This is a genomic window from Streptococcus sp. ALY_211 (assembly GCF_058314555.1).
This window is the reverse complement of the sequence record NZ_JBZFUN010000001.1, coordinates 324,744-349,211: the sequence shown is the minus strand read 5'-3', so window position 1 is coordinate 349,211 and position 24,468 is coordinate 324,744. Positions and strand designations below refer to the sequence as shown.

Here is a 24,468-nt window from a genome sequence, read left to right as displayed (position 1 = left end):
CTTTCTCCTATAATTGACTGGCCAACTTATCGGCCAGAACTTTTTTAGATTGAACACCGATTGTTGCATCGACCGGCTTTCCATCTTTAAAGAAAATAAGGGTAGGGATGGAACGAACATTGAACAATTGGGCTAGCTCAGGTGATTGATCGACGTCAACCTTAGTCACGCTGGCTTTTCCGTCAAATTCCTGCGCTAACTCTTCTACGACTGGCTCAATCATCTTACATGGTGGGCACCAGGTCGCACCAAAATCTACCAATGTGACACCAGCTTGGATTTCTTGTGCAAAAGTTTCAGTTGTTAGTTGTTTTGTCATAATAGCCTCCTCCACTCTATTCAACTATTTTGTTGAATAGAGTTTTTAAAAAATAATAGCGTTTTTATATTCAATCATTTAATTGAATAATTGAATTATAGCATATTCCAATAAAAGGTCAACTGTTTTGCTCAACTGTACTAAAAAAAGTAGTTGACCTTTTGGCAAACTACTTTTTACATTGACTTATTTGATGGCTAAACCTGTGCCCCATTTCCAATCTGCAAAACTTCGATTAAGGCTAAAAGTTTGATAGCCCATGTTCTGTAAGTCTTGGGCAGCCAGATTAGCGTAACCACACTGACGACCACGACAGTAGAGGATAATTTTTTTATCTTTTGGCAGCTTCGCTTTTCTCTGAGCAAACTCATCAATCGGTAGATTCAGCGCTCGTGGCAGATGCCCAGCTTCAAACTCCTCAGCTGGTCGAAGATCAACCAAGACAACATCTGCCTGCTCAGACATCTCCACTGCCTTGTCCAAAGTTAGTTGGCTAACTCCAGCCGCTTGATCATAATCTTCCTCAATAGCACGAACTTCAGCAAGCTGCTCCTCACCTACATCAAACATTAAAAGGATAAGCTGAGCCACTTTTTCTGAAGCCAAACTATAACGAATATAATTTCCATTGCGGTGCGTCACTACTAAATGACTGTCTTTTAGCACTTGAAGATGGCGTGACGTATTGGCAACCGAAAGGCCAGTTGCTTGTGCAATCCCCTCTACCGATTTAGGGCCTTGTGATAATATATTTAAAATTTCAATCCGCTTCTCACTACCCAGTCCTTTGGTCAAATGAGATAAAGCCTTGTATAGATTAGTTTTATAATGATTAATTGTTTCCTGCATATTATTGACTCCTATATTATTCAATTAAATAGTAAAATAACATGCTAAAATTGTCAATGATCTTCACTTCTGAAATGCTCTCCCAACACACTCCCCCACTTCTTCCATAAAAGCAATCTTACCACTCCTACAAAAACAATTACTCGGCTATCAATTAATACAAATGTGTCATAACGTAAAAGCCTACCTATAAAGAAGATAGTAAAAAACACTTCTGCTAGCATCTAGTAACCTAGGATCAGAAGTGTTTTTATAATTTTCAATCAGGCTGTTGACCATCATGTGCTTTCCATTGACATTCTCCTAAATGGAAATGGGTAAATCTAGCAGTAAAACTAGAATTTTCCGGTGAACAAGCATAGACACCAAAACGGACACGACCATCACCTGCATGTAAGTGACAGATGCGCATTTGCTCAAATCTCACACCATCCAAAGAGCTCTCAATACAATAATCGCTACCACGTCGACTCAACCGATACCACATATACTTATTCTTGGTTGAGATTTCCCTCGTTGCCCAGTCAGAATAACCATGATTAGTGACAACAGACCCTAAATGTCCGTAGACCTCATTCTCATACTCAATAGAACCCTTGAGCCAATTTTCAGAATCTTGATAAAGAACAATCCCACACTGGTCGAAGCGCTGCCGACTATCCCAAAACTCCGTTTTGACCGTAAAGGAAAAGTACAATTCGTCAGTCCTCATCTGTAGTACCGGGGCTGTATCATTAACAAAATGGTAATAGGTCTTTTGCCAAAGATCTGTACAAGGTTGAGTTGTAATAGTAATTTCCTCCGGAGAAATCGTGTAGCTCTTGGGCTCTCTAGTCCACTGCAACTTCCTGATATCAAAATTTTCCATATATTTCCTCCAAATGATAAGGCTCCTGACAAACAACCTCAACTGACAATCTACCACCCCAATAGCGACCAATAACTATATTCAAAATCAGATTAAGCATAGACGTTCTGCTAAATAAAAGCACGAATGTCTGATAAGCACCGCTCTACTCCAATTCCTGGCGAAGCTTCTCAACAAAAAGATAGGCAGCCGGACAAATCAAAGTATTCTTAAGTGTCAAATGATTAATTTGATAAAATTTCTTTCGATCCGTATGAGGAAAGGCAGCGCAGGCCTTGGGACGAGAATCATAAACACTGCACAGATTATCTCCGCCTAGAAAAGGACAGGGCATCCCTTGAAAGACCTTATCGCCATCTTCATCGATACGTAAGTAAGTAGACTCAAAAGTCTGTAATTTCATACGAAAGAGCTTTGACATACGTATGATATCTTGCTCTGTTAAATCAGGTCCCAAGGCCTTACAACAGTTAGCGCACTTGGTGCAATCAATCTCTTCAAAAACCTCTTCATGTAAACGTTTGGTCAATTTATCCAAATGTTTTGGTGGTTTTTTGCGCAAACGCTCTAAAAATTTGCGATGCTCTTTTTGCTTTTGTAAAGCCAACTGATGATAGTGTTCCACATCAATCATATCTTCTGACATAGTTTTCCTCTTCTTACCAATGGTGTCCTCGTTATTATAACATAGACTTTACAGAAAGCACCTCTAATGCAAAAAAGACTAGGGAATTCCCCAGCCTTTTGAACCCTAAAGCTAGAAGAGATGGAAAAGATCTCGTTTTTTGCTATAGGTCGCTGTAAGTTGATCACCAATTTTAATCTTTAACTTTCCATCAACTTTGCGATAAGTAATTTTCTCCTTACTAGCTGTGTAATAGGCTTCATACCCACTGCCTTTATCTCTCTTTTGTCGAATACGTTTATCAGATATTGAGATATTGCCGTCGATATAGTCGTAATTAAAATAAGGTAAGTTATCAGAATCGTAATCGTAATCGGAATCAGAATCAGAGTCGTAATCAGAATCATAGTCATCATCGTAATCATAATCTGAATCGTAGTCATCATCATAATCATAATCATAATCTGAATCATAGTCAGAGTCATAATCGGAATCAGAGTCATCGTCACTATCTTCTTTATAGTCATCAGAATCATAATCATCATCGACAATGTAACCATGAATTTTCTTACCCTCAATATGAAGATAAGTATCATCAACATCAAGATCTTCAAAAAGCTCTGTATTTTTTGGCTGCCATTCACCGCTCAAGGTTACATAATTATAGATATTTACCGTAAGAAGAAAGAGAAAGATCACTGCTCCTGCCATCCCAAGAGACCACCAAATATTGAGACGTTTTAGGAAAGACAATTTAGAAGGAGAAGCAAGCTGTGCTTTGGTTAAGCGAACCTGCTCCCAACGTGAAGAGAGCATGGCCATCATAACGAGGATAAAGACTGACATAACAATGGTTATGAAGGATTGATTATCAAAACCTGCATTAAAGAACTGATAAATCGAATTCTCGTAACCAGAATGAGCTATTGTCACATCCACATAGGCTAAAACAAGGTGCATAAAGAAATAAACCAAGGCAAGAATAAACCCAGTTCTGATTAACCACGTCCGACGTGCTGATTCCAAAAAGCTCTGAGTAGCACTATCATAAACTTGACTCAAGCCATATTGCCTATAAAATTGTAAGGCATTCCAGAAGATGGCAAAAAGGCCTCCTTGAGCAAGCAACCAATATTGATTACGATAAAGGGTTTCAAACTTTGGATCATCCTTATCATAGGACATCCCATGATAAGCTGCAGCAATCGCTAAAACAACCAAAGCTGCAATAGCAAGCAGTTGGTAAAAGAGTTTCGCATTGAAAGTTTTTTTAGGGCTATTTGATTGAAATAAGCCTTGCTGATAGGCTTCTTGAAATTCCTGCTCAGTCGCTTGGCGGCCATTGCGCTCGAAAAATTCTTGCACCCATTGCTCAGCAGTTGGGAGCTGTGCTGAAATCGCCGCAGCACCTGGTTGCGGGCTTTGACTAAAGTCAGCTGATTGGCTCGAAGTTGAAGACTCAGCTGCCATAGAATTATCCGTATAGAAACCTTGTGCCAGTCCAAATTGTAATTCATCAGCTGTTGGATAACGACCATTGAGAGCATTAAACTGCTCTGACCATTCTTCTTGTGTCATACCTTATCTCTTTCTATAAGTTTGCTCGTTAAGATATGAGAGGAAGTCGACAGCTCCCCCTCACTTATCTTTATCCATAGGCTAACTAGTCATACTAATCAAATTAGTTAGCTCAATTATCAATTCCTTAAAATAATCATAACTATCTCTACCCTTTAAAAATTATATAAGAAATATTATTTTTTGCAAGTACTTTTAGTATTTTCAAACTTATATTACTTAAAAAGTTTCATTTCTCCAGCTGACTACCATATTGCACAAACTTAGCAATATCAGCCATTTTTCGCTTGTTCATCTCATCGACAATCTTACTACCAACAATAACGCCATCAGATACTGCATTAAAACGGTCAATATCGTCTGTACTAGAAACACCAAACCCCACCAGAACTGGAATATTAGCTAGCTGGCAGAGACGTTTTAGATGACTATCCAGATCATCTCTATAAAGACCTGTCTTACCAGTAACCCCATTGATGGCCACAGCATAAACAAAGCCCTCAGCACCTGTCAGCAGCAACTTTTGACGTTCTTCCCCAGTTGTTAGACTGACAAGAGGGATAAGCGCAACATCTGTCCCCTGCAAATAAGGCTTAACCATGTCTTCATTTTCATGAGGAAGATCAGGAATGATGAGACCCTTGACAGGGGTATCCTCCAAATCTTGGACAAAACGCTCAATCCCATATTGGTAAACAGGATTAAAATAAGTCATCATAACTAGAGGAACTTGAGTCTTCTTCCCTTTGAGCATTTCTAACACTGCTGTCAGTGTCGTTCCCTTAGACAGGCTGCGTTGCCCCGCTGATTCAATAACAGGACCATCCGCAACCGGATCAGACCATGGAATGCCAATCTCGATAGCTGAAGCTCCGTTATCTTCCAAAAAACTGACGGTTTCTAAAAGACCATCTAGACCTCGCTCATGGTCACCAGCCATGATATAGGGGATAAAAATACCTTTTTTTGCTGCCTTGATCGCTTCTAAACTCTGTGTTAAGGTCTTGATCATCTACCTTACCTCCTTTAATTTTCTTTTTCTAAGCGCTCTTTAACTTGAACAACATCCTTGTCCCCACGCCCTGATAGACAAACAATGATGGATTGATCAGGTGACATTTCTTTAGCGATCTTTTGAACCAAGGCAATAGCATGGCTCGACTCAAGAGCAGGTATGATTCCCTCCAAACGAGAGAGGAGCTGGAAAGCTTCTAAGGCTTCTTGATCTGTGATAGCATGGTAGCTAGCACGGCCCAGTTCTTTAAAGTGGGAGTGTTCTGGCCCAATACCAGGATAGTCAAGACCTGCTGAAATAGAGAAAGCCTCCATAATCTGACCATGCGCATCTTGAAGGACATCTATAAGAGCACCGTGAAGAATGCCTGGACGCCCCTTGGCAAAAGTAGCTGCATGGTGCTCTGTATTCAGACCCAGTCCTGCTGCTTCTGCACCATACATGGCAACTGATTCATCATCAACAAAGGGGTAAAAGAGACCAATGGCATTAGATCCTCCTCCGATACAGGCCATAACAGCATCTGGCAGTTGACCATTAGAAATAGCTGCAAATTGTTGCTTAGCTTCACGGCCGATGACTGACTGAAAATCACGGACGATTTCTGGGAAGGGAGCCGGACCAAGAGCAGATCCCATAACATAGTGAGTATCCTCAATTTGAGCAACCCAAGCACGCAGCGCTGCATTTACTGCATCTTTCAGTACTCGTGAACCATCCTTGACAGCATGGACCTTAGCCCCCAGTAATTCCATACGAAAAACATTCAGAGATTGACGCTTGACATCTTCTTCTCCCATATAAATCGTACATTCCATATTGAAAAGAGCTGCAGCTGTAGCTGTTGCAACACCATGTTGACCAGCTCCCGTCTCTGCAATGATCTTGCTTTTACCCATACGCTTAGCAAGAAGAATTTGTCCAAGAGCATTATTAATTTTATGAGCTCCTGTATGGTTGAGATCTTCACGTTTGAGATAGATTTTAGCACCACCAATATGCTGACTCAAGCGCTCAGCGTAATAAAGCGGAGTCTCCCGACCAACATAATCCTTCAAAAGGGAATCGAGCTCCGCTTGAAAAGAAGGATCTTTTTGAGCCTCCCGATAAGCTGCTTCAAGCTCAATAATAGCAGTCATAAGCGTTTCTGGGACGAATTGTCCTCCATAAGATCCAAAGAATCCCTTAGTATCTGGTCCTTGATAAGTCATTGTTTCACACTTTCTATAAATCGTTTTATCTTATCTAAATCTTTCTGGCCATCCGTTTCTACACCGGTTGATACATCAACAGCATAAGGATGAAAATACCGGATAGCACTTGCAACATTGTCGATATTCAGTCCTCCTGCTATAAAGAATGGCTGTTTTAAATGAGCTATGTCCAAAGACTGCCAATCAAATCTCTGACCAGATCCAGCAACTGGAGCGTCAAAAAGCAGGTAGTCAGCTCCCAACTGATATTGAGGATTTTGTCCCTTCTCGATAGCTATAGCTCTAATAATCGGACAAGTAATAGCCTCAGCAAAACTTGGATCAAAGACGCCGTGAATTTGAACTAGATCTAGCGGCACTTGACTGATAGCAGATTGCAACTCCTCTAGGCTAGGACTAACAAAAACACCGACTTTCTTGATAGTGGGAGGGATTTCTTTTGCCAGTTGATGGGCCTGATCCAAAGTAACCTGACGTTTACTCTTGGCAAAAACAAAGCCGATATAGTCTGCTCCGGCATGGACAGCGCAAGCAACAGACTCTGGAGTGGACAAGCCACAGATTTTAACCTTTGTCAATTTGCAACTCCCTCAACGTTCTTGCAACATCCCCTGATGTCATCAATGCGGTTCCCACCAAAACAGCATGGACAAAGGGGGCAACCTGAGCTACATCTTGAGGCGTAAAGAAACCTGACTCAGAGATATAAACAGGATCGGTTTTAAAGTCTCTAGCCATATGCTTAGTCGTCTCAATGGTGACATCGAATGTTACTAGATCACGATTATTGACACCGATAAGCTGAGCACCAAGCTCATGCGCAAGGGCTAACTCCGTTTCATTGTGAGTTTCTACTAAAACTTCAAGACCAAGAGACCTGGCATAGTGATAAAGTTGGCTCAAGCGTTCCTTGCTAAGCGCTGCTACAATTAAAAGAATGACCGTCGCTCCTGCATTACGACTGCGGATAATTTGCTTTTCATCAATGATGAAGTCTTTGGCTAGGGTCGGAATAGTTACGCTCCTAGAGATCTCACATAAATCAGCTATATCTCCTTTAAAGAAAGAAGGATCTGTCAATACTGAGATCATAGCTGCCCCAGCATTTTCATAGATTTTAGCCTGATCAACAATATTAACAGCTAAGTTAATATCCCCTAAACTCGGGCTAGCTTTCTTTACCTCAGAAATAATTTGAACCCGCTTACTATGCTTCTTTAAAAATTCATACAAGGAATAAGTTGAACGAAGCGTGCCTACTTCTTCGACTGTCATCTGAGCAACTTCACGAGCTTTTTGTTCTAGAATTTTTGGAAGAAAGGTTTGACTCATTGTTGAACCTCCTGAAGTTGACTAAGTTTTTCCAGCGCCTTGCCCTCTGCAATCACTTGCCGAGCAAGGGCAATACCAGATGCGATACTATCAGTCTTCCCATTTGCATAAAAGCCAAGACCAGCATTAAGAACAGTGGTTTCTAAATAAGGACTTGGCTCACCCTTAAGCACACTGAGAAGAATTTGAGCATTTTCCTGAGCATCTCCTCCACGAATATCCGATAGTTCAACCTTTGGCATACCTAAGTCCTTATAGGTAAACTGCCCTCTACTGATCGTGCCCTTATCTAAAAGAGTATAAGTATTAGTCCCATAAAGAGCAGCCTCATCCATCTGATCGGGACCTGTAATAGCTAAAGCTCTGCTACGGCCCAACTTCTGCATAACTTCTACAGCGATCTCTTGAAGCTCAACCCGATAAATCCCCATCATCTGAGTCTCTAGATCAAGAGGATTAGCCAAAGGGCCTACGATATTCATAACCGTTGGAATACCAAGCGCTTGCCTAGCCGGACCAATAAAGCGCATGGCTGGATGGACACTCTGAGCAAAAATAAAGGCTATCCCTACCTGATCCAGCGCTCTAGCTAAAGTCTCAGGACTAGCTGCTATATTAATACCTAGAGCTTCAAGGACATCTGCCGACCCAGAGCATGATGAAATAGAGCGGTTACCTGCCTTAGCAAGTCGGATCCCACCAGCGGCTAGGACAAAAGCCACTGTCGTTGAAATATTAAAGCTATAAGACCGATCTCCGCCAGTACCACAGTTGCACATGGCATCAGTAAAAGATTCAGGCAGGACAAGAGCATGTGCCTTGAGCGCTTGAACAATCCCAGTAATCTCATCACTGGTCTCTCCTTTGACACTGAGCCCCATCAGAAAGGCTGCGATCTGACTTTCAGTGAGTCTTCCCTGAAGAATATCTGTAAATAAGTCCCTGACTACCATTTGTGAGAGATCCTTATGGTGACTGAGGTTGAGGTACATTTCTGTAAGTTTTGACATAGCTTATCCTTTCTTTTGATTATTTACAATAGTGACAAAATTTTCAATCATCTTTAGACCGTCCGGCGTTCCGATGCTTTCTGGATGATATTGCAGGCCATAAATAGGGAGGCTGCGATGCTGCATAGCCATAAGCTCCCCATCATCGCTTGTCCTAGCAAGAGCTAGGAAATCGTCTGGCAGCTGATCGACCACAATCGAATGATAGCGCATGATAGGCATCTCTGCTTCCATTCCCTGAAAGATTGGGCTTTGAGCTTGAAGATTCATTTGACTTTGCTTACCATGCATAACCTCTTGTGCTAACCGAAGCCTCCCGCCAAAAACTTCTGCTATGGCTTGATGACCAAGACAAATGCCTAACATGGGTTTGCAATTAGCATACTTAGCAATGATTCTCTCCATCTGCCCTGCATCTGCTGGCCATCCTGGACCCGGTGAAAAGACCACACCATCTGCAGCTATTACCCTTGTTTCTATATCAGCTGCATCGTTTCTGACCACCTCCACTTGATCAAATGCTCCTAGGTATTGAGCCAAGTTATAGGTAAACGAGTCATAATTATCCATTAATAAAATCATTAGTAATCTCCAATTCTAGTCATCGCTTTAGCCTTATTAATCGTCTCATAAAATTCATTTTCCGGTATACTATCATAAACAATGCCTGCCCCAGCTTGGACATAGGCCTTATGATTTTTTAGAATCATGGTGCGAATCGCAATCGCAAAATCCATATTCCCCGAAGCAGACAAATAACCGATAGCTCCTGAATAAATCCCTCGTTTTTCACTTTCCAGTTCGTAAATGCGGGTCATAGCACGAATTTTCGGGGCTCCTGATACTGTACCAGCTGGTAAGGTTGATTTGAGAGCATCTATAGCTGTCAGTCCTGGCAATAGTTCACCCTTGACGACACTAGTCAGATGCATAACATAGCGAAAATATTCTACTTCCATTAGTTTAGTAATGCAGACACTGCCGACACGTGCAATCTTACCAATATCATTTCGCCCCAAGTCAACTAACATACGGTGCTCTGACATTTCTTTGCTATCTGTAGCCAATTCCTTAGCCAAGGCAATATCTTCTTGTTCCTTGTGACCACGTGGTCGAGTTCCAGCAATAGGATTCGTCGTCACAGTCCCGTCCTTAACCGACACCAGACTTTCAGGACTAGCACCAATGACTTGGTAGGAACCAAAATCAAAATAATAAAGATAATTGGAAGGATTGGTCACGCGCAAGTTGCGGTAATAATCAAAGGGATCACCATTAACGTCTGCCGAGAAACGCTGACTAAGCACACATTGGAACATATCACCTTGACGAATGAGATCACGAGCGGCTTGAGCCATCCTCTCAAATTGCTCCTTTTGAATATGATTAGTAAAATGCAAAGGCTCAATATCAAGTGCAGCGAGCTCATCACTCCTTGGCGTCTGTAAATCCGTCAGGACCGCCTGCATGGCCTGACTTTGATCTTCCATGCTTCTATAGCTGTAGCAATTATCCTCCACAATGTGAACCTTCTCTGTCTTATGATCAAAAATCATATAAGATTCATAGACAAAGAAATGCATATCTGGCGTCCCAATGGTATCCTCAGGAATAGATCCAATATTTTCGTAAAGACTGACCATGTCATAACCCACAAACCCAATAGCGCCGCCAGCAAAAGGAAGGTCATTAGCATGGCCTTTTACCGTCAGACCATCCAAATAATCCAATGGATCCTGCTCGATAATACGGCCATTATTAAGCAGCTTACCCTTATCATAAGTAATCTCATAGACAGGATTATAAGCAACAATGGAAAAGCGGGCTGTCTCCTTTTCACGTGGGATAGACTCCAAGATCACCTTGTGCTCCCCATGAACCCTCATATAAGCCAAAATTGGTGTGAGGGTATCAGCCGGTAAAATCCTTCTCATATCATTTCTCCTCCTATATCTCTATAACTATCAGACACAGATCAATCTGCCATTTAGTAAACAAAAAGCCCCCACACTCCCTAAGGAATGTGAGGGCGATATCTAAGATAACGCGGTGCCACCTCATTTAGCAGATAAAATACTATCAAAACATTTCTGCCATCTCTAACTCCTCTAACAAGGAGCTGCACGATAAGGGGTGCACACCCATATCATTTCGATTTTCTGGAAATAAAAAACCTCACATCCCAAAAGGATGTGAGGACGATATCTAAGATAACGCGGTGCCACCTCATTTAGCAGATAAAATACTATCAAAGCATTTCTGCTATCTCTAACTCCTCTAACAAGGAGCTGCACGGTAAGGGGTGCCAACCTGAAAACTATTGCTTATTTCCATACGAACTATCAGCCCAATTTCCCCCATGTCCGCTATCTGTTCACAATCACCACAGACTCCCTGAAAACTTTCAAAAGGTACTTTTCTGATATGCCAATATTCTACGACTTCTTTTATGACCTGTCAATACTTTTTTTAAATCTATTGAAAATATTTTTTTACTTCAGACATAACACCCTGTCTTTATCATTAAGTAAACTAGCCTAATCTTTTATATTTTTTTCTCTCTCAAAAAGCTCATATTCTCTTGGCAATATTGTATTTTCATAATGATCAATCTTATAGTTAAGATGCTCCATGGCTTCGTGAAGGTCATCTATCCGCTTTTGAAGTGCCCTTCTTTGATCAATCAAAAGAGCTAAGCGCTCCTCAATAGTATGATCCCCCGCTTGAAGCAGACTGACATACTCAATGAGAGCATCAACACTAAATCCTGCTTTTTTAAAATAAAGTATAAAGTGAATAATCTCAATATCATGCTCACTAAACTCTCGAACGCCAGCTCGGTTGCGCTTGATATGAGGCAGTATCCCTATTTTTTCATAATAGCGAATAGTATCGGCACTCATACCGGTCAATTCACTCACCTTCTTGATATTCATGCTTACTCCTATTTTACATCTTTAGTAATGCCAATATTATAACACACAACCTAATGTTGATCTTTAGCCGTTAAAACATGCGCCAACTATCAAAATCAGGCAATTTGGGTAAGTCAAATTGATCAGCACGAGATTTTAGGAAAATATTAATCAATTTGATAGTGGATTGAGTCAAGATACGGCGCTTATCTTCTGAAAGTTCTCCTAAGCTATTAAGAATGGTTGCCACATTTTTAAAAAAATTTGCCTGAAAATCATCGATAGTCTCTAGATCATTTTCTAAAAATAAATCAAAAACAGTATCAAAATAAATCTTGAGCTCTTGCTTACCGAGACTCTGTGTCCACTGGCTGAAAGTGACTTCAAGAGCATGACTCCATTCACTCTGACCACCAGCAGCCAAGACAAAATTACCTTCCTCAACATCCCAAGACATAACATTATGCTGTGAGATACCTAACCCTCTACTCTCCAAAAAAATGCCAGCCACATCATTTCCTAACATACTCCCTACAACAGAATCCTTGGGACGCAGCGCACAAATCTTATGACGGATACGATCATAACCAGGACTCGTCAAAAGACGGTCATGAAGTCCCGGTGCATCCAACAGCAAGAGATAAGGCAAACGTTTCTGAAGAGCAGGATCTAGCTGAGCTGCCGCAAAAAGAGCCAGATTACCACCCTTGGAGTGGCCAGACAGGATAAAGGAATCTTCAGGATACAAATTCAGAATCTCCCTTAAATAAGACTCTGCCTGCCTTTGAGCTGGAATTTCGCTCATATAAGTCATTTTGAAGTCTTCTTTCCAACCAATAAAACTCTCATCTGTTCCCCGAAAGCACACCTGACGATAGTTTAGCTCAGGAAGAGTAAAAAGAACAGCAGCAAATTGTTTCTCATAAACAGTATCGATCACACTGACATATTGAGAAAATCTCAAGCTCCGATAGCGAAAAGACTGGGCAACAGCTTCAAGCAAGCTAACACGACTTTTATTTCTAGTGTAAGTATAGGATAGTTTATCTTGTGCCTGCAAAGACACCAATGCGTCTTTGACTAAATACCCATCTCTTTGCTCTTTTGCTTCTTCTATCTCTCCTAAGGGCAAGTAACTCAGCTCATTGATCACCGCCATATCTACAAGGGATAAGGGATGATCCTCAAAAGATCTCTCACCAAATATGCTAACAAAATCAAGAATCGTTCCCATCTGCTCTTCTCCCCCTATGATGTACTAATATAGCACATCTACTTGAAAAAATCCTGTCTGCTTCTCGTCTCCAGCAAAGAGAAAGCCTTAAGCCAAGGATCAGCAAGCATATGATTTATCATCTTATAATCACAAGGCAAGTCATCTATACAGGCTTTATGATATGATGGAAGTCATAATAATACTCTAGAAAAGGAAAAATATGTCAAAAACACAATTTTACCGCTTACTCATGGGATTAGTCGGTCTAACCGGAGTGAGTCTTCAGCTCTATGAAAGTGGTCCTGGTATGCTCCTCTATTACACTGTCCTTTCCAATATCCTAGTCTTCATGAGTTTTTTCTATTTTGTCTACTATGAATCTCGTAGGGAAAGTATCAACCATCACCCTCTTCTCTTACGCTACAAGGCAGGTATTACTCTTGCTATCGCCTTAACATTTTTAGTCTATCATTTTCTCCTGGCCCCATTGGTAAGCCATCACGACTATTGGAATCTTAAGAATTTCTTGGTCCACTATATCGCACCTCTAGCTATGATTCTAGATACATTGATCCTTGATAAGAGAAGCAGCTACCGCCTAACTGATCCCTTTAAATGGGCAATTCTACCAATTTTTTACGCCTTTTTCTCGATTATCAATGGCCTAATCTTTAAACTCCAAGTACCAGGAGCTGATAGTAGCCCCTTTCCTTATTTCTTTCTAGATGTTCAGCATAAGGGATGGGCATATGTACTTACTTTTGCCCTTATCTTAGCTACCTTTTATATCTTAGCAGGATACCTACTCATGCTCATAAAAACAGTCATAGGAGCAAAATCACTTCAAGCCACTTCAAATTAAAAGAGCCTGAGGCTCTTTTAATTTGATTTCGGCTCAGTAATAGATAGGGTTTGACGAAAGAGATAATCCTCTGAAACAGTAGACAGGCTAACATTATCATACTTAGAAATAATACGTTCAACATTCGATAGACCAATACCTCTATTAGGCCCTTTTGAAGAATAGCCTTCCTCAAATATCATGCTGATAGGAATTTGCTCTTCCTTGGTAGAATTTTCTACCACAAAGAAATGCTGATTTCCAACTGTGAAAAGAGCAACCCCCAATGTTTTTTCCTCAGATTCTACAGCCCCTTCTATAGCATTATCGCATAGAATTCCAATCAAGGTCACAAGATCAATTACATTCATGGAAATGGATTCAATCTCATCTGGTGCCTCAATCGATACTTCTAGACCAGCATCTTGAGCGACTACAATTTTTGACGAAATCATACTCTTAATGGGAGAGATATGGATAGAAGACAGCTTACCAATATCTCCACGACTAGACAGCGTTTTATCATCGATCTCTCCCAGAAAATCATTATAAATCTGCTGTGTCGACTTTATATCCCGATTGGCAATACTTTTGGCTAACTGCTCAAAAATGCTCTGATAGTTACGCTTAAAATCACCCAGCTCATCGTAGAGGGACTCAACACGACGATTATAGGTCTCCAAATTTTTAATATGCATGAGACGGTCATTTTCGATTTCCTTATTCATATTGCGGCGTACCCAGCGGCTGTAACCAAATAGATACATAGCTACACCGAAAACACTTCCTAAAATGACCTTGATCCGATTCTTATCCAACCAGGGAAAAACATGAAGATCTAAAAAGTGAAACAGATAAACCATCACAATAAAATAATAAGCAATAATCAAGAAAACCGTCACATGACGAATAAACTTCTTAACACTTGCATTGCTACTATCTGTCATCGTCCTAAAATTCAGATTGAAGATCGTTTTGATCGCCCAATATTCAAAGATGGCAAACATATTCGCAAATAAAAGCTCATAATAAGGATGGGCACTGATCACAATAGTATTAGCATCCGTATTCAGTCCAAAAACGATCACATACGAGAGGCAAAGTAAGCATTCCACCATAACTGTGGTATAAAAAGCATAGAAGAGCAAATTCCACTTAGATTCATGCCTAAAGAAATAAAAGGCAATTAAGAGTAGATGCAAAGAGTCAGCAATCGTCCCACTCTCAAAAGATAAATAAATGATAGCTGAAGAAAGTATCGATACTGGTAATAACTTTTTCCAAGGCAGAGTAAGCTTACTAATTGAGGTAAAAACATACCATCCTACCCAGAAAATCGTCCATGCGAATAAAAAACAAGGCAAATAATCCATCAATCAGATTTTCTCCTAATTTGTATTTCTTGCACAAAGGTCTGGCCATGCATCCCTTGATAAAATTCTAACTCATGATAGTGATTCAACATTTTCCGTGATTCCAAAGATAGTTCATCCAAATCTGATAAGTCCTGTGACTTAAAAGGAGTAATGCCCAGACTAATCAGTTGACACTCACCATCATCCGAAATCTTTAAGACCAGGACTGCATCAGGGTCTCGATCTACCACAGCCTTAAGCCGATCAAACATCTCCGAGAGAACCATCAGGCCTACTGTACTAGTCACCCCATAATCCAAAATCAAATCAGAAATCTCCAGGATAAATTTTCGCTTCTGATTATCATATTCACTCAGCTTAAGATAAAGGAATGATTTCAATTCAGGAACAGTAACATTGATCAACTTGGTTTGATAATCCTTGGTCTCTAAACCAACAATACTATTTCGAAACACTTCATCAAAAATTTGACGCACCTGTCCAATATCCCCACTATTGATACTGGTCCGTAGACTCAATAAGATATTGCTGTAATCATGCCTAAAAGCTCGAACAGAACGATAGAGTTCTTCCAGCTGATGGCTATAATTTTCTAGATTTTCCAGATAGTGCTTCTGCTCTTGCTCCCTTAGCATTTTCAAATATTCACGAGAGTAATAATCCGTCGTGATCAAAATTTGAAACAAAATCCCAAGATAAAGCAAAGTAATCACATTATAAGCAAGATAAAAAGGAAAAAATAGAACGCGATCTACCTGAAAAGCCTCCGCCAAGCTCAAGAGATGCTGAGTGACAAAATAAGCCATGACTGCAGTCAAGCAATAATAAAAATTAAGACGAGTCCTATTATCTAGCCAGATATTTTCCTTGAGGGCCAGGTAATTAACCTGAAAAAATTCCCGTAAAAATCGCTCACTCAAGTTTAATACGATCAACATTGACATGCACCAGACAAAGTTGGTCCTAAAAATTTCAAACTTAATGTCAAACAGATAAGGAAAAAGCATCCGTGCAATAAAGTTAAACAAAATAGCGTACAAGACTGGAGGATAAAAGGCAAAAAATAGCTTCTCCAAAAAAGGACTCTTACGATCGAATACAAACAAGAGCAAAAGATAATAGAGTCCAGCAAGCGTCATTTCTGATCCAACTCCACCAATAAAGGCAAATGGTGTCAGCAACAATGATAATAATAAATGAACACCTACTAAAAGAAATCCTTGGTAGAATTTAGGTCTAATCCCCGTGATATGAGTAAATAAGGACCAAAGTGATGATACTACGATAAACTTTATCATCAGAAACTGAGGAAACTCAGCTACAAAATCAGACACGGCCAACATTACCCTTTCTAGTCTAAAGTTCTATTGATTCCACCATTTTACCATACTTAAACCGCTTGCAGTAGTCAACCAGATTAAATTTAGACTACAAATAGCCCGAATACTAAAAAAACTAGCAAGTAAAGCTGATAATCAACGACAGCTCTGACTCACTAGAGTTTTTTCAAGACACTTAGATAATTGTAGGAATCTCATCATCATTGTCAAAATCTTCAATGACATCTTCACCTGGTAAAGGTTTTTGGAAATGACTCAGAATGAAGCGAGAGATAGGACCTGCTACCAAAAAATTAAGCGGCAAGGCACAGACAATATTGGTCAACCAGGCTTGGCCATAGTTCACTGCTGTCAGCGGACGCCCATTAACCAACAAGCCGTAGATAGACATCAAACTGACCATAAATAGGCACATAGTCCCTGAAATAGCTAAAATCTTTGCCCAACGCTTATCGTGAGCTTTGAGATGATGAAGAATTTTAGTCGCAAGTCCCTTAGCAATCGGACCAACCAAAGCCATATCTAGGATAAAGGCTACCGCAAATCCTGGTAGTAATCCGAGGAAAAAGTGAGACCACTTAAAGGGCTCTACTCCTGATACATGTAGAACCATCAAGTTCCACAGACTCATACCACAGACCATGAATCCACACATCAAACAGGTAAAGATCAGTGCTTCTTTAAAATTACGAGGCATAACAACTCCATTTAGTTATATTTCAAGGGCTTACTAAGCCTCACTTAGCTATCCTTGATTTTTTAGCTATATATCAAGGATAGCATAATTAAAAAAGTTATGTAAGGGCTACTCTTTATAATTTACAGAATTTCTTCCATCGTTGTTACCTGTGCTCTAAACCCTTCCTTCTGATAAAATTTTAGAGCCTCCTGGTTATCATTCCAAGCATGCAGCGTAAGATTGTAGCAGCCTTGCGTTTTTGCATAGTCTCTAGCAAATTGTAAGAGGGTGTGACCAATTCCTTGTCCTCTAGCTTCTTTTGCGACACACAAATCATCTATAAAAAGCGTTTTTCTCGGCACCAAAGGTGATTTACTGACTTCTTCAATACTCAAAAAAAGATGGGCTAAGACTTGTCCTGAACTATCTGTATAGACAAAAATAGGTTGACCATCCTCAATCATCTTTCTAAGTGCTTGGGAGCTAAATTTTTGCCCTTGTGCTAAGAAAATATCTGGCCTAACGTCATGATGGACCCTAAGCACTTGCTTTAGCAGTTCTTCAAGATCTGCTATATCCTCAATAATCGCTGGTCTAACTGACATAACATCTCCTTTGTCGTTAAAACTCATCATCAACTCCCCTACTACTTCGATGTCCATAAGGGAGAAACATATACTATTACAAACCATCAATAACTGATTTCAAGAGTTCAAAAGAATGAAGCTGGGCTGCTTGATCATAAATATAGCTATTAACAATGATCTCATCTGGATTAACAGCCGACTGAAGAGACTGGATTTGCTGCTTAACGGTATCCGTATGACCTACCAATGAAATTCTTGACATCTGCTTAACAATCATCTTTTCTCGATGAATGACATCTTCACGTTCAAAAGCAACTGGTCCAAAGTGGGGAACCTTATAAGCTCGAACATAGTCTTTCCAAACATCATCCTCATTAGCAAGAGGAGGCATCAAACCACTGGGCTGTCCTGTTACAATAGATAAAAAGGACTGCAACTGTGTCGTTGCTAACTGCCGTGCTTCATCATCACTATCTGCTAAAACAGCATTAGCACCAATGATAACGTAAGGTTCATCCAAAACATCAGATGGCTTAAAATAACGACGATAAATGGTTACTGCCTCTTCCATCATAGCCGGAGCAAAATGCGAGGCAAAGGCATAAGGAAGTCCCTTCTCAGCTGCTAAATAAGCACTATCAGTACTTGAACCAAGAACATAAAAAGGCACTTGAATACCTGCAGCTGGATATGCCGATACAGGATTGGTATCCTTAAAATAGCCCTGTAACTCCTCTAAATCCTCTGAAAAATGCGGATTTAAATCATCAGAACGCCGCAAGACACGCGCTGTCTGCATATCAGTCCCAGGTGCTCGTCCCAGACCAAGATCAACACGTCCCGGATAAAGGGTCTCCAATGTCCCAAATTGCTCAGCTACAATATAAGGACTGTGATTAGGAAGCATGATCCCCCCAGAGCCGACACGAATACTGGTAGTTTTTGACAAAGCTTCCTGCATAAGTAAGACAGTTGCACTTGATCCCACGCTCTTCATATTGTGATGCTCGGCAATCCAGAGGCGCTCATAGCCCAATGCCTCAATCTTTTTAGCCATGGTTACCATATCAGCCATAGCTTCACGATAATTTTGTCCCTGCCGTAAAGGAACAAGGTTTAAAACAGAAATCTTCATAAAAAGGCCCTCTCACCTACTATTTAAATACGGTGACCTGTTCAGCAGACAATCTAACAGAATTATGACCTGCTTCTGCTGCTTTACCTACAGCCACAATCATCACGGGAACATAGCGATCTGGATCCCAACCAAAAGCCTGAGCTAGATGAGCCGCATCGAAACCTGCAATCGGATTAGTATCGTAACCATGTGCACGTGCTACTAGCATAAACTGCATGGCTGCTAAGCTAGCATCAATTTTTACGGTACTTTCCATTTCTTGATCTGTCTTGTTTTCATACATAGGAACAATAGTAGCAAGTTGGCGATCACGGACCTCCCTAGGCATCTTACCCTCAGCTACAGCTTGATCATAAATGTCCTCAGCATAGCTATGACATTGCCTATCACCAAACACTAAAACCATAGCTGCCGATGTATCATTTTGCAACTGATTCCCATACAAAAGCTCTGATAAAGTAGCTTTTGCCTCCTGAGAAGCAACGACCATAAAGCGCCAAGGTTGCATGTTGACAGCAGATGGTGCTGTTACAGCCTGATCAATCATTTCAAGCATCTCTTCTTGACTGATCTTAACAGATGGATCAAACTGACGAATAGAACGACGGTTAAAAACAATCTCTTCAAAATTTTGATTAGACATTTTCTGATTCCTTACTAAAATAATACTATGGCTATCAAACTTATGATCAAATAATATAAGATTTCTTCTCTTATATAGCTTTGATAGCCTCCTCAGCAGCAGTATCACCTTCAACTAGGGGAATTAATTTACCGACAGTATTATCACTCTCCAGAACAATCGCCAAAACTTTGACGACATCTTCAATACTAATACTGCCAACACCAGCCGGTGCTAGATCCACTAGCCCTTTACCTGGCTTTTCTACCAAGGCACCTGGCTGGAGAATAGTATAGTCTAGCTGAGTGCTTTGCATCAGATAGTTATCCGCAAAGAATTTAGCAACATAGTAATCAGATAATTGATTGACACCAGCCTGATCCCATTTCTCAGGTTCAGTAGACAAAATAGCACTGAGCATGATAAAACGCTTAACACCAACTTTTTCAGCGGCTTGCATGGTCTTAACAGCTCCAAAAGCATCGGTTTGTAAAAGATCTTTACCACGCGAACCGGCTAAGAAGTAGACAGCATCAACACCAGACAGCTGATCTGCCATAGCATCAGCTTTTGCATGTAGATCAAAGGCAACCTTAGTCACACCTGGTATATCTTCTAATTTTTCAGGACTTCTCAAGGCAGCTATAACATCATGGCCCTTCTCTGCCAAGCGCTTCAACAACTGATTAGCAACACGCCCATTAGCACCAATAACAAATACTTTCATAACATATCTCCTTTTATTTTTATTCAAGAGCTATTCTAGGCTTTCATCAACCCTTTGTCAAAAATCTAATTTTTACTTACCTTAAATGCATAAGGTTTCTTTTGTGATAATTGATTAATAAAAACTGATCCAGTCTCTGAACCAGTTCTTCTATCTAAGCTTCAACTAGAGTAATATCAGCTCCGAGTCTTCTGAGCTTTTCAACGATATTGGAATAACCACGCAGGATAAATTCGATATTAGTAATTTCCGTTTGCCCTTTAGCCAACAAAGCAGCCGTAACAAGAGCAGCCCCAGCCCTAAGATCAGAGGCCTTAACTTTAACACCCTTTAACTCATTTGGCCCTTTGTAGACAATGCGACCACCAATCACTGAAATATTAGCACCCATGCGTTCAAGCTCGGCCACATGTCTCACTCGCTCTGGGTAAATGCTATCTTGAATATGACCCTGACCACTAGCCATCAACAACAAAGGTGTCAAAGGCTGTTGTAAATCTGTAGCAAATCCTGGATAAGGGCTGGTACGAATGGAAATAGCCTTAAGATTTCCTTGCTTTTCGACAAAGATGGAATCTTCCTCAATAGTCATACGAACACCCATTTCTTCAAGCTTAGAGATAAAGCTCTCTAGATGTTCATAAAGGACATTACTCACACGAACCCCTTCACCAGCTGCTGCTGCAAGCGCAATGTAGGTACCAGCTTCGATACGATCGGGAATGACTTGATGATGAGTCCCACCCAATCTTTCAACACCATCTATGGTAATAATATTAGTCCCAGCTCCTCTAATATGAGCTCCCATATTATTTAAGAGAGTCGCTACATCGATAATTTCAGGTTCACGTGCCGCATTCTCAATGACAGTTCGTCCTGTCGCTTTGACAGCTGCCAGCATAGTATTGATAGTCGCCCCCACACTGACAGTATCCATATAAATATGAGCCCCCTTCATGGAGTGGCCATCAGCCTCTAAACGCATGGCATCGGATTCTTCTGTCATCTTAGCTCCCATAGCCTCAAAAGCCTTGAGATGTAGATCAATAGGACGAGGACCCAAATCACATCCACCGGGAAGACCAACAACTGCTCGTCCAAACAGGCCTAATAAGCTACCATAAAAATAATAAGAAGCTCTAAGACTGTCTGTCTGCTCAAAAGGCATTGGTTGATCCTTGACAGCACGAGGATCAATCACTAAAGTTTCTCCCTTACGATCAACTTTAGCTCCCATAATTTCCATAATCTCAATTAGAGTATCCACATCACTGATAGCAGGAACTCCCTCAAGAGTCACAATATCATCTGCAAGAATAGTGGCTGGAATCAGAGCAACCACACTGTTTTTTGCGCCAGAAACAGCCACTTCACCAGAAAGTGGCTTCCCACCATTAATGACAATTTTTCTCATTCCAAATTTTCTTTCTATAATACTTGATAAATAGCTTTATAAGTATATCAAACTTTACGCCCCTTGACAAACTATACATCCATCTAAGGAGATGAAAAAAGGCTTCAAAAGCTCCAGTTAATGCAGCTAAAAAGGCTTGAGCATAGCTCAAACCTTTACAATCAATAACTCTTAGTTGACAGCAGTCTTAAGCGCCTCAACCTTATCCAATCTTTCCCATGGAAGATCAATATCAGTGCGCCCCATATGACCATAAGCCGCTGTCTGTCGGTAGATAGGACGCTTAAGGTCAAGCATCTTGATGATACCAGCCGGGCGTAAATCAAAGTTGTCGCGAACAGCTTTTTCAAGCACTGCTTCTGAGACAGAAGAGGTTCCAAAGGTATCCACCCGCACTGAAACCGGATGAGCCACCCCAATAGCATAGGCTAACTGTACCTCAGCCTTATCAGCTAAACCAGCAGCAACTATATTTTTAGCAATATAGCGAGCTGCATAGGAGGCTGAACGATCAACCTTGGTTGCATCCTTTCCAGAAAAAGCACCGCCACCATGACGAGCGTAACCACCGTAAGTATCGACGATAATCTTACGGCCAGTCAGTCCAGAATCTCCCTGTGGTCCACCGATAACAAAGCGGCCAGTTGGATTAATATAAAATTTAGTCTGTTCATCTAGATAATCCGCAGGGATCACGTCTTTAATCACATGATTAATAATATCCTCATGAATCTGATCATTAGAAACTTCCGGATCATGCTGAGTAGAGATCACCACTGTATCTACTCGTACTGGCTTGTCCTGCTCATCATATTCCACCGTTACTTGAGATTTAGCATCTGGACGTAAGTAATCAAGTGAGCCAGATTTGCGTAACTCTGCTAGCTTATGGACTAGCTTATGCGACAGAGAAATAGGCAGAGGCATGAGCTCAGGCGTTTCATTCACCGCAAATCCAAACATGAGCCCTTGATCACCAGCACCTATCAAATCAAGCTCATCAACTGCTCCTTGACGAGCTTCCAAGGCTTGATTAACCCCTTGAGCAATATCAGGAGACTGCTCAATCAAGGAAGGATGAACACCGACTGATTCTGCTGCAAAGCCGTACTCCGCATTATTATAACCAATCTCTGCAATCGTATCACGCACGACACGATTGATATCCACATAAGCATCCGTCGAAATCTCACCAAAAACATGGACAGATCCAGTATAAACAGCGGTTTCAACAGCGACATGAGCATCTGGATCCTTAGATAAGATAGCATCTAAGATAGCATCGGAGATCTGATCAGCAATCTTATCTGGATGTCCCTCAGATACTGACTCAGACGTGAAAAGTTTACGTTCTGACATAGATATGTCCCCCTTTTAATGTCTCGTGATAAACACTATCACTGATATAATGTTAAAAAGTTACAAAGCACTGGCTACCCAGAAAACTAGATAACCACCTTTTCGGGACTAATTAACCTCCTTATTCTATCATAAATCTCTAGATCTTGCGAAGGAGATCTCGTGCAGCCCTCCTACTTTATCCAGTAAGCCTAAAGGATTATGATACAATGATAGATGAGAAAATAAAAAGAGGAGCTTCTAACATGAAAACTTATCAACAGTTATACACCCTCTTATCCCAGCGACGTGAATTTAGCAGCGGCGAAGATCTAGCCAAAACATTAGGAGTTTCAAGAACAAGCATCTGGAAGGCTGTCAAAACCCTAGAAGAAAAGGGAATCACCATAGAGGTTCAAAAAAACAAGGGCTATCGTCTCATCAAAGGCGACCTCCTTCTCCCAGAGGAAATTGCAGCAAAGACTTCCCTAGCCGTCTATTTAAATGAAAACTCAACCTCTACCCAAGATGATGCCAAAGCTGCTTCTGACAATACTCCTTCACTCTACCTTGCACCTAGTCAGACTGGGGCAAGAGGGCGATTTGAACGCCCTTTCTATGCTCCAAAGACCGGTGGCATCTATATGACCCTACACCTTCAACCTAATATTCACTATCATAACATGCCCAACTACACCATGATGATAGCAGCCAGCATCTACAAGGCCATTCAAGAGCTCACTCAGCAAACGGTCTCAATCAAGTGGGTCAATGATATTTATCTTGGGAAAAAGAAGCTGGCTGGTATTTTAACAGAGGCGCAGTCTTCTATTGAAACAGGCGTTATCACAGATGTTTATATCGGCATTGGCCTCAATTTTTTTGTAGAAGATTTTCCTGCAAATCTTTCTGATAAAGCAGGTAGCCTATTTACCAGTCAGCCTAACATCACGCGCAATCAACTGATCTCAAAAATCTGGACTACCTTTTTTAATACCCCAGAAAAAGATCTCATCAAGGTATATAAAGAAAGATCACTCGTTATAGACAAACAAGTGACCTTCACACAAGGACCAAAAAGCTATAGCGGCAGAGCAAAAGCTATCACTGATGACGGCAAACTCCTAGTCCTACTGGACGACGGCAAGGAAATGCTCTTACATTCAGGAGAAGTTAGTCTTACTTCTTGGGAAACTTAGGAAAGTTTTTCAAAACTTCCTTTAGGAGACGATCGGCAAGGTAAGCTCGTCTCAATTCTTGTATCAAAAGAATCCCCCAAAACACTGCTAGAAAACTCTGGCCATCTATAAGGGCACTACTGAAAAAATAACTCTCAACAGCACTTCTAAGAGCTGCAAACATAAATTGTATCCGATTCATAATAGTTAGATTATACCAAAAAAACTTGGGACATAGGCGTTCCAAGTTTTATTAATGCTTTAAATATCATATCCTGATAAAATAG

At 40.8% G+C, this 24,468-nt stretch carries 26 protein-coding genes; 2 read left to right on the top strand and 24 right to left on the bottom strand.

The annotated features are described in order from the left end of the window. Positions 1–7: 7 nt before the first annotated feature. From trxA to AC4HAJ_RS01605, 14 genes are all read right to left on the bottom strand, one after another. Complete coding sequence (trxA, locus tag AC4HAJ_RS01670; RefSeq protein WP_491078413.1) at positions 8–334, bottom strand: thioredoxin; 327 nt, start codon at positions 332–334, stop codon at positions 8–10. A gap of 171 nt (positions 335–505) precedes the next feature. After that, a complete protein-coding gene (locus AC4HAJ_RS01665; protein ID WP_491078412.1) occupies positions 506–1,168 on the bottom strand; it encodes an ArsR/SmtB family transcription factor in 663 nt (220 codons plus the stop codon). Between the two features lie 259 nt (positions 1,169–1,427). Continuing rightward, complete coding sequence (locus tag AC4HAJ_RS01660; RefSeq protein WP_491078411.1) at positions 1,428–2,036, bottom strand: DUF1349 domain-containing protein; 609 nt, start codon at positions 2,034–2,036, stop codon at positions 1,428–1,430. Positions 2,037–2,181: 145 nt separating this feature from the next. Continuing rightward, positions 2,182–2,682: a YkgJ family cysteine cluster protein gene (locus AC4HAJ_RS01655; protein ID WP_491078410.1), complete on the bottom strand. Its 501-nt coding sequence runs from the start codon at positions 2,680–2,682 to the stop codon at positions 2,182–2,184. A 111-nt stretch (positions 2,683–2,793) separates the two neighbouring features. Then, complete coding sequence (locus AC4HAJ_RS01650; protein ID WP_491078409.1) at positions 2,794–4,239, bottom strand: hypothetical protein; 1,446 nt, start codon at positions 4,237–4,239, stop codon at positions 2,794–2,796. A 229-nt stretch (positions 4,240–4,468) separates the two neighbouring features. Continuing rightward, positions 4,469–5,251, bottom strand: coding sequence for a tryptophan synthase subunit alpha (gene trpA / locus AC4HAJ_RS01645; protein ID WP_491078408.1), 783 nt, complete (start codon positions 5,249–5,251; stop codon positions 4,469–4,471). 14 nt (positions 5,252–5,265) lie between these two features. Beyond that, positions 5,266–6,465, bottom strand: coding sequence for a tryptophan synthase subunit beta (trpB, locus tag AC4HAJ_RS01640; protein ID WP_491078407.1), 1,200 nt, complete (start codon positions 6,463–6,465; stop codon positions 5,266–5,268). Then, positions 6,462–7,046 (bottom strand): phosphoribosylanthranilate isomerase, encoded by a 585-nt coding sequence (locus AC4HAJ_RS01635; RefSeq protein ID WP_491078406.1) that lies wholly within the window; start codon positions 7,044–7,046, stop codon positions 6,462–6,464. Before AC4HAJ_RS01635 ends, trpB begins: the two co-directional genes overlap by 4 nt. Beyond that, positions 7,033–7,800, bottom strand: a complete 768-nt coding sequence (trpC, locus tag AC4HAJ_RS01630) for an indole-3-glycerol phosphate synthase TrpC (protein ID WP_491078405.1) — start codon at positions 7,798–7,800, stop codon at positions 7,033–7,035. Before trpC ends, AC4HAJ_RS01635 begins: the two co-directional genes overlap by 14 nt. Continuing rightward, the gene (gene trpD / locus AC4HAJ_RS01625; protein ID WP_491078485.1) at positions 7,797–8,792 is read right to left on the bottom strand and encodes an anthranilate phosphoribosyltransferase; all 996 of its coding nucleotides are present in this window, start codon (positions 8,790–8,792) and stop codon (positions 7,797–7,799) included. The genes trpC and trpD overlap by 4 nt, the downstream gene beginning before the upstream one ends. Positions 8,793–8,813: 21 nt before the next feature. After that, positions 8,814–9,392, bottom strand: coding sequence for an anthranilate synthase component II (locus tag AC4HAJ_RS01620; protein WP_491078404.1), 579 nt, complete (start codon positions 9,390–9,392; stop codon positions 8,814–8,816). After that, entirely contained in the window at positions 9,392–10,744 is a 1,353-nt protein-coding gene (gene trpE / locus AC4HAJ_RS01615; RefSeq protein ID WP_491078403.1) for an anthranilate synthase component I, read from the bottom strand. Before trpE ends, AC4HAJ_RS01620 begins: the two co-directional genes overlap by 1 nt. Before the next feature lie 603 nt (positions 10,745–11,347). Then, entirely contained in the window at positions 11,348–11,746 is a 399-nt protein-coding gene (locus AC4HAJ_RS01610; protein ID WP_491078402.1) for a MerR family transcriptional regulator, read from the bottom strand. A gap of 70 nt (positions 11,747–11,816) precedes the next feature. Continuing rightward, positions 11,817–12,959 carry an Mbeg1-like protein gene (locus tag AC4HAJ_RS01605; RefSeq protein WP_491078401.1) on the bottom strand — a complete coding sequence of 381 codons (1,143 nt, stop codon included), beginning with the start codon at positions 12,957–12,959 and terminating at the stop codon, positions 11,817–11,819. Between the two features lie 202 nt (positions 12,960–13,161). On the opposite strand from AC4HAJ_RS01605, the gene AC4HAJ_RS01600 reads away from it, so the two are divergent. Continuing rightward, positions 13,162–13,803: a Pr6Pr family membrane protein gene (locus AC4HAJ_RS01600; protein ID WP_491078400.1), complete on the top strand. Its 642-nt coding sequence runs from the start codon at positions 13,162–13,164 to the stop codon at positions 13,801–13,803. 17 nt (positions 13,804–13,820) lie between these two features. On the opposite strand, the gene AC4HAJ_RS01595 is transcribed toward AC4HAJ_RS01600, so the two are convergent. The 9 genes from AC4HAJ_RS01595 to metK all read right to left on the bottom strand — a co-directional run bounded on the left by AC4HAJ_RS01595 (position 13,821) and on the right by metK (position 23,024). Beyond that, positions 13,821–14,900 carry a GHKL domain-containing protein gene (locus AC4HAJ_RS01595; protein WP_491078399.1) on the bottom strand — a complete coding sequence of 360 codons (1,080 nt, stop codon included), beginning with the start codon at positions 14,898–14,900 and terminating at the stop codon, positions 13,821–13,823. Between the two features lie 254 nt (positions 14,901–15,154). After that, positions 15,155–16,492, bottom strand: a complete 1,338-nt coding sequence (locus tag AC4HAJ_RS01590; protein WP_491078398.1) for a hypothetical protein — start codon at positions 16,490–16,492, stop codon at positions 15,155–15,157. Positions 16,493–16,673: 181 nt separating this feature from the next. Continuing rightward, a complete protein-coding gene (locus AC4HAJ_RS01585; RefSeq protein WP_491078397.1) occupies positions 16,674–17,195 on the bottom strand; it encodes a DUF2798 domain-containing protein in 522 nt (173 codons plus the stop codon). 122 nt (positions 17,196–17,317) lie between these two features. Continuing rightward, the gene (locus tag AC4HAJ_RS01580) at positions 17,318–17,782 is read right to left on the bottom strand and encodes a GNAT family N-acetyltransferase (protein WP_491078396.1); all 465 of its coding nucleotides are present in this window, start codon (positions 17,780–17,782) and stop codon (positions 17,318–17,320) included. Positions 17,783–17,858: 76 nt separating this feature from the next. Further along, a complete protein-coding gene (locus tag AC4HAJ_RS01575) occupies positions 17,859–18,899 on the bottom strand; it encodes an LLM class flavin-dependent oxidoreductase (RefSeq protein WP_491078395.1) in 1,041 nt (346 codons plus the stop codon). A 19-nt stretch (positions 18,900–18,918) separates the two neighbouring features. Next, entirely contained in the window at positions 18,919–19,545 is a 627-nt protein-coding gene (locus tag AC4HAJ_RS01570) for a nitroreductase family protein (RefSeq protein WP_491078394.1), read from the bottom strand. 70 nt (positions 19,546–19,615) lie between these two features. Next, positions 19,616–20,251, bottom strand: a complete 636-nt coding sequence (locus AC4HAJ_RS01565; RefSeq protein ID WP_491078393.1) for an SDR family oxidoreductase — start codon at positions 20,249–20,251, stop codon at positions 19,616–19,618. Between the two features lie 154 nt (positions 20,252–20,405). Then, the gene (gene murA / locus AC4HAJ_RS01560) at positions 20,406–21,665 is read right to left on the bottom strand and encodes a UDP-N-acetylglucosamine 1-carboxyvinyltransferase (protein ID WP_491078392.1); all 1,260 of its coding nucleotides are present in this window, start codon (positions 21,663–21,665) and stop codon (positions 20,406–20,408) included. 171 nt (positions 21,666–21,836) lie between these two features. Beyond that, on the bottom strand, positions 21,837–23,024 hold the full coding sequence (gene metK, locus AC4HAJ_RS01555; protein WP_491078391.1) for a methionine adenosyltransferase: 1,188 nt from the start codon (positions 23,022–23,024) through the stop codon (positions 21,837–21,839). A gap of 245 nt (positions 23,025–23,269) precedes the next feature. Between metK and birA the strand changes: the two genes are divergently transcribed. Next, positions 23,270–24,202 (top strand): bifunctional biotin--[acetyl-CoA-carboxylase] ligase/biotin operon repressor BirA, encoded by a 933-nt coding sequence (gene birA, locus AC4HAJ_RS01550; protein ID WP_491078390.1) that lies wholly within the window; start codon positions 23,270–23,272, stop codon positions 24,200–24,202. Here birA and AC4HAJ_RS01545 read toward each other — a convergent pair. Next, complete coding sequence (locus tag AC4HAJ_RS01545) at positions 24,183–24,383, bottom strand: DUF3272 family protein (protein ID WP_491078389.1); 201 nt, start codon at positions 24,381–24,383, stop codon at positions 24,183–24,185. The genes birA and AC4HAJ_RS01545 overlap by 20 nt on opposite strands. Between the last annotated feature and the right edge of the window lie 85 nt (positions 24,384–24,468).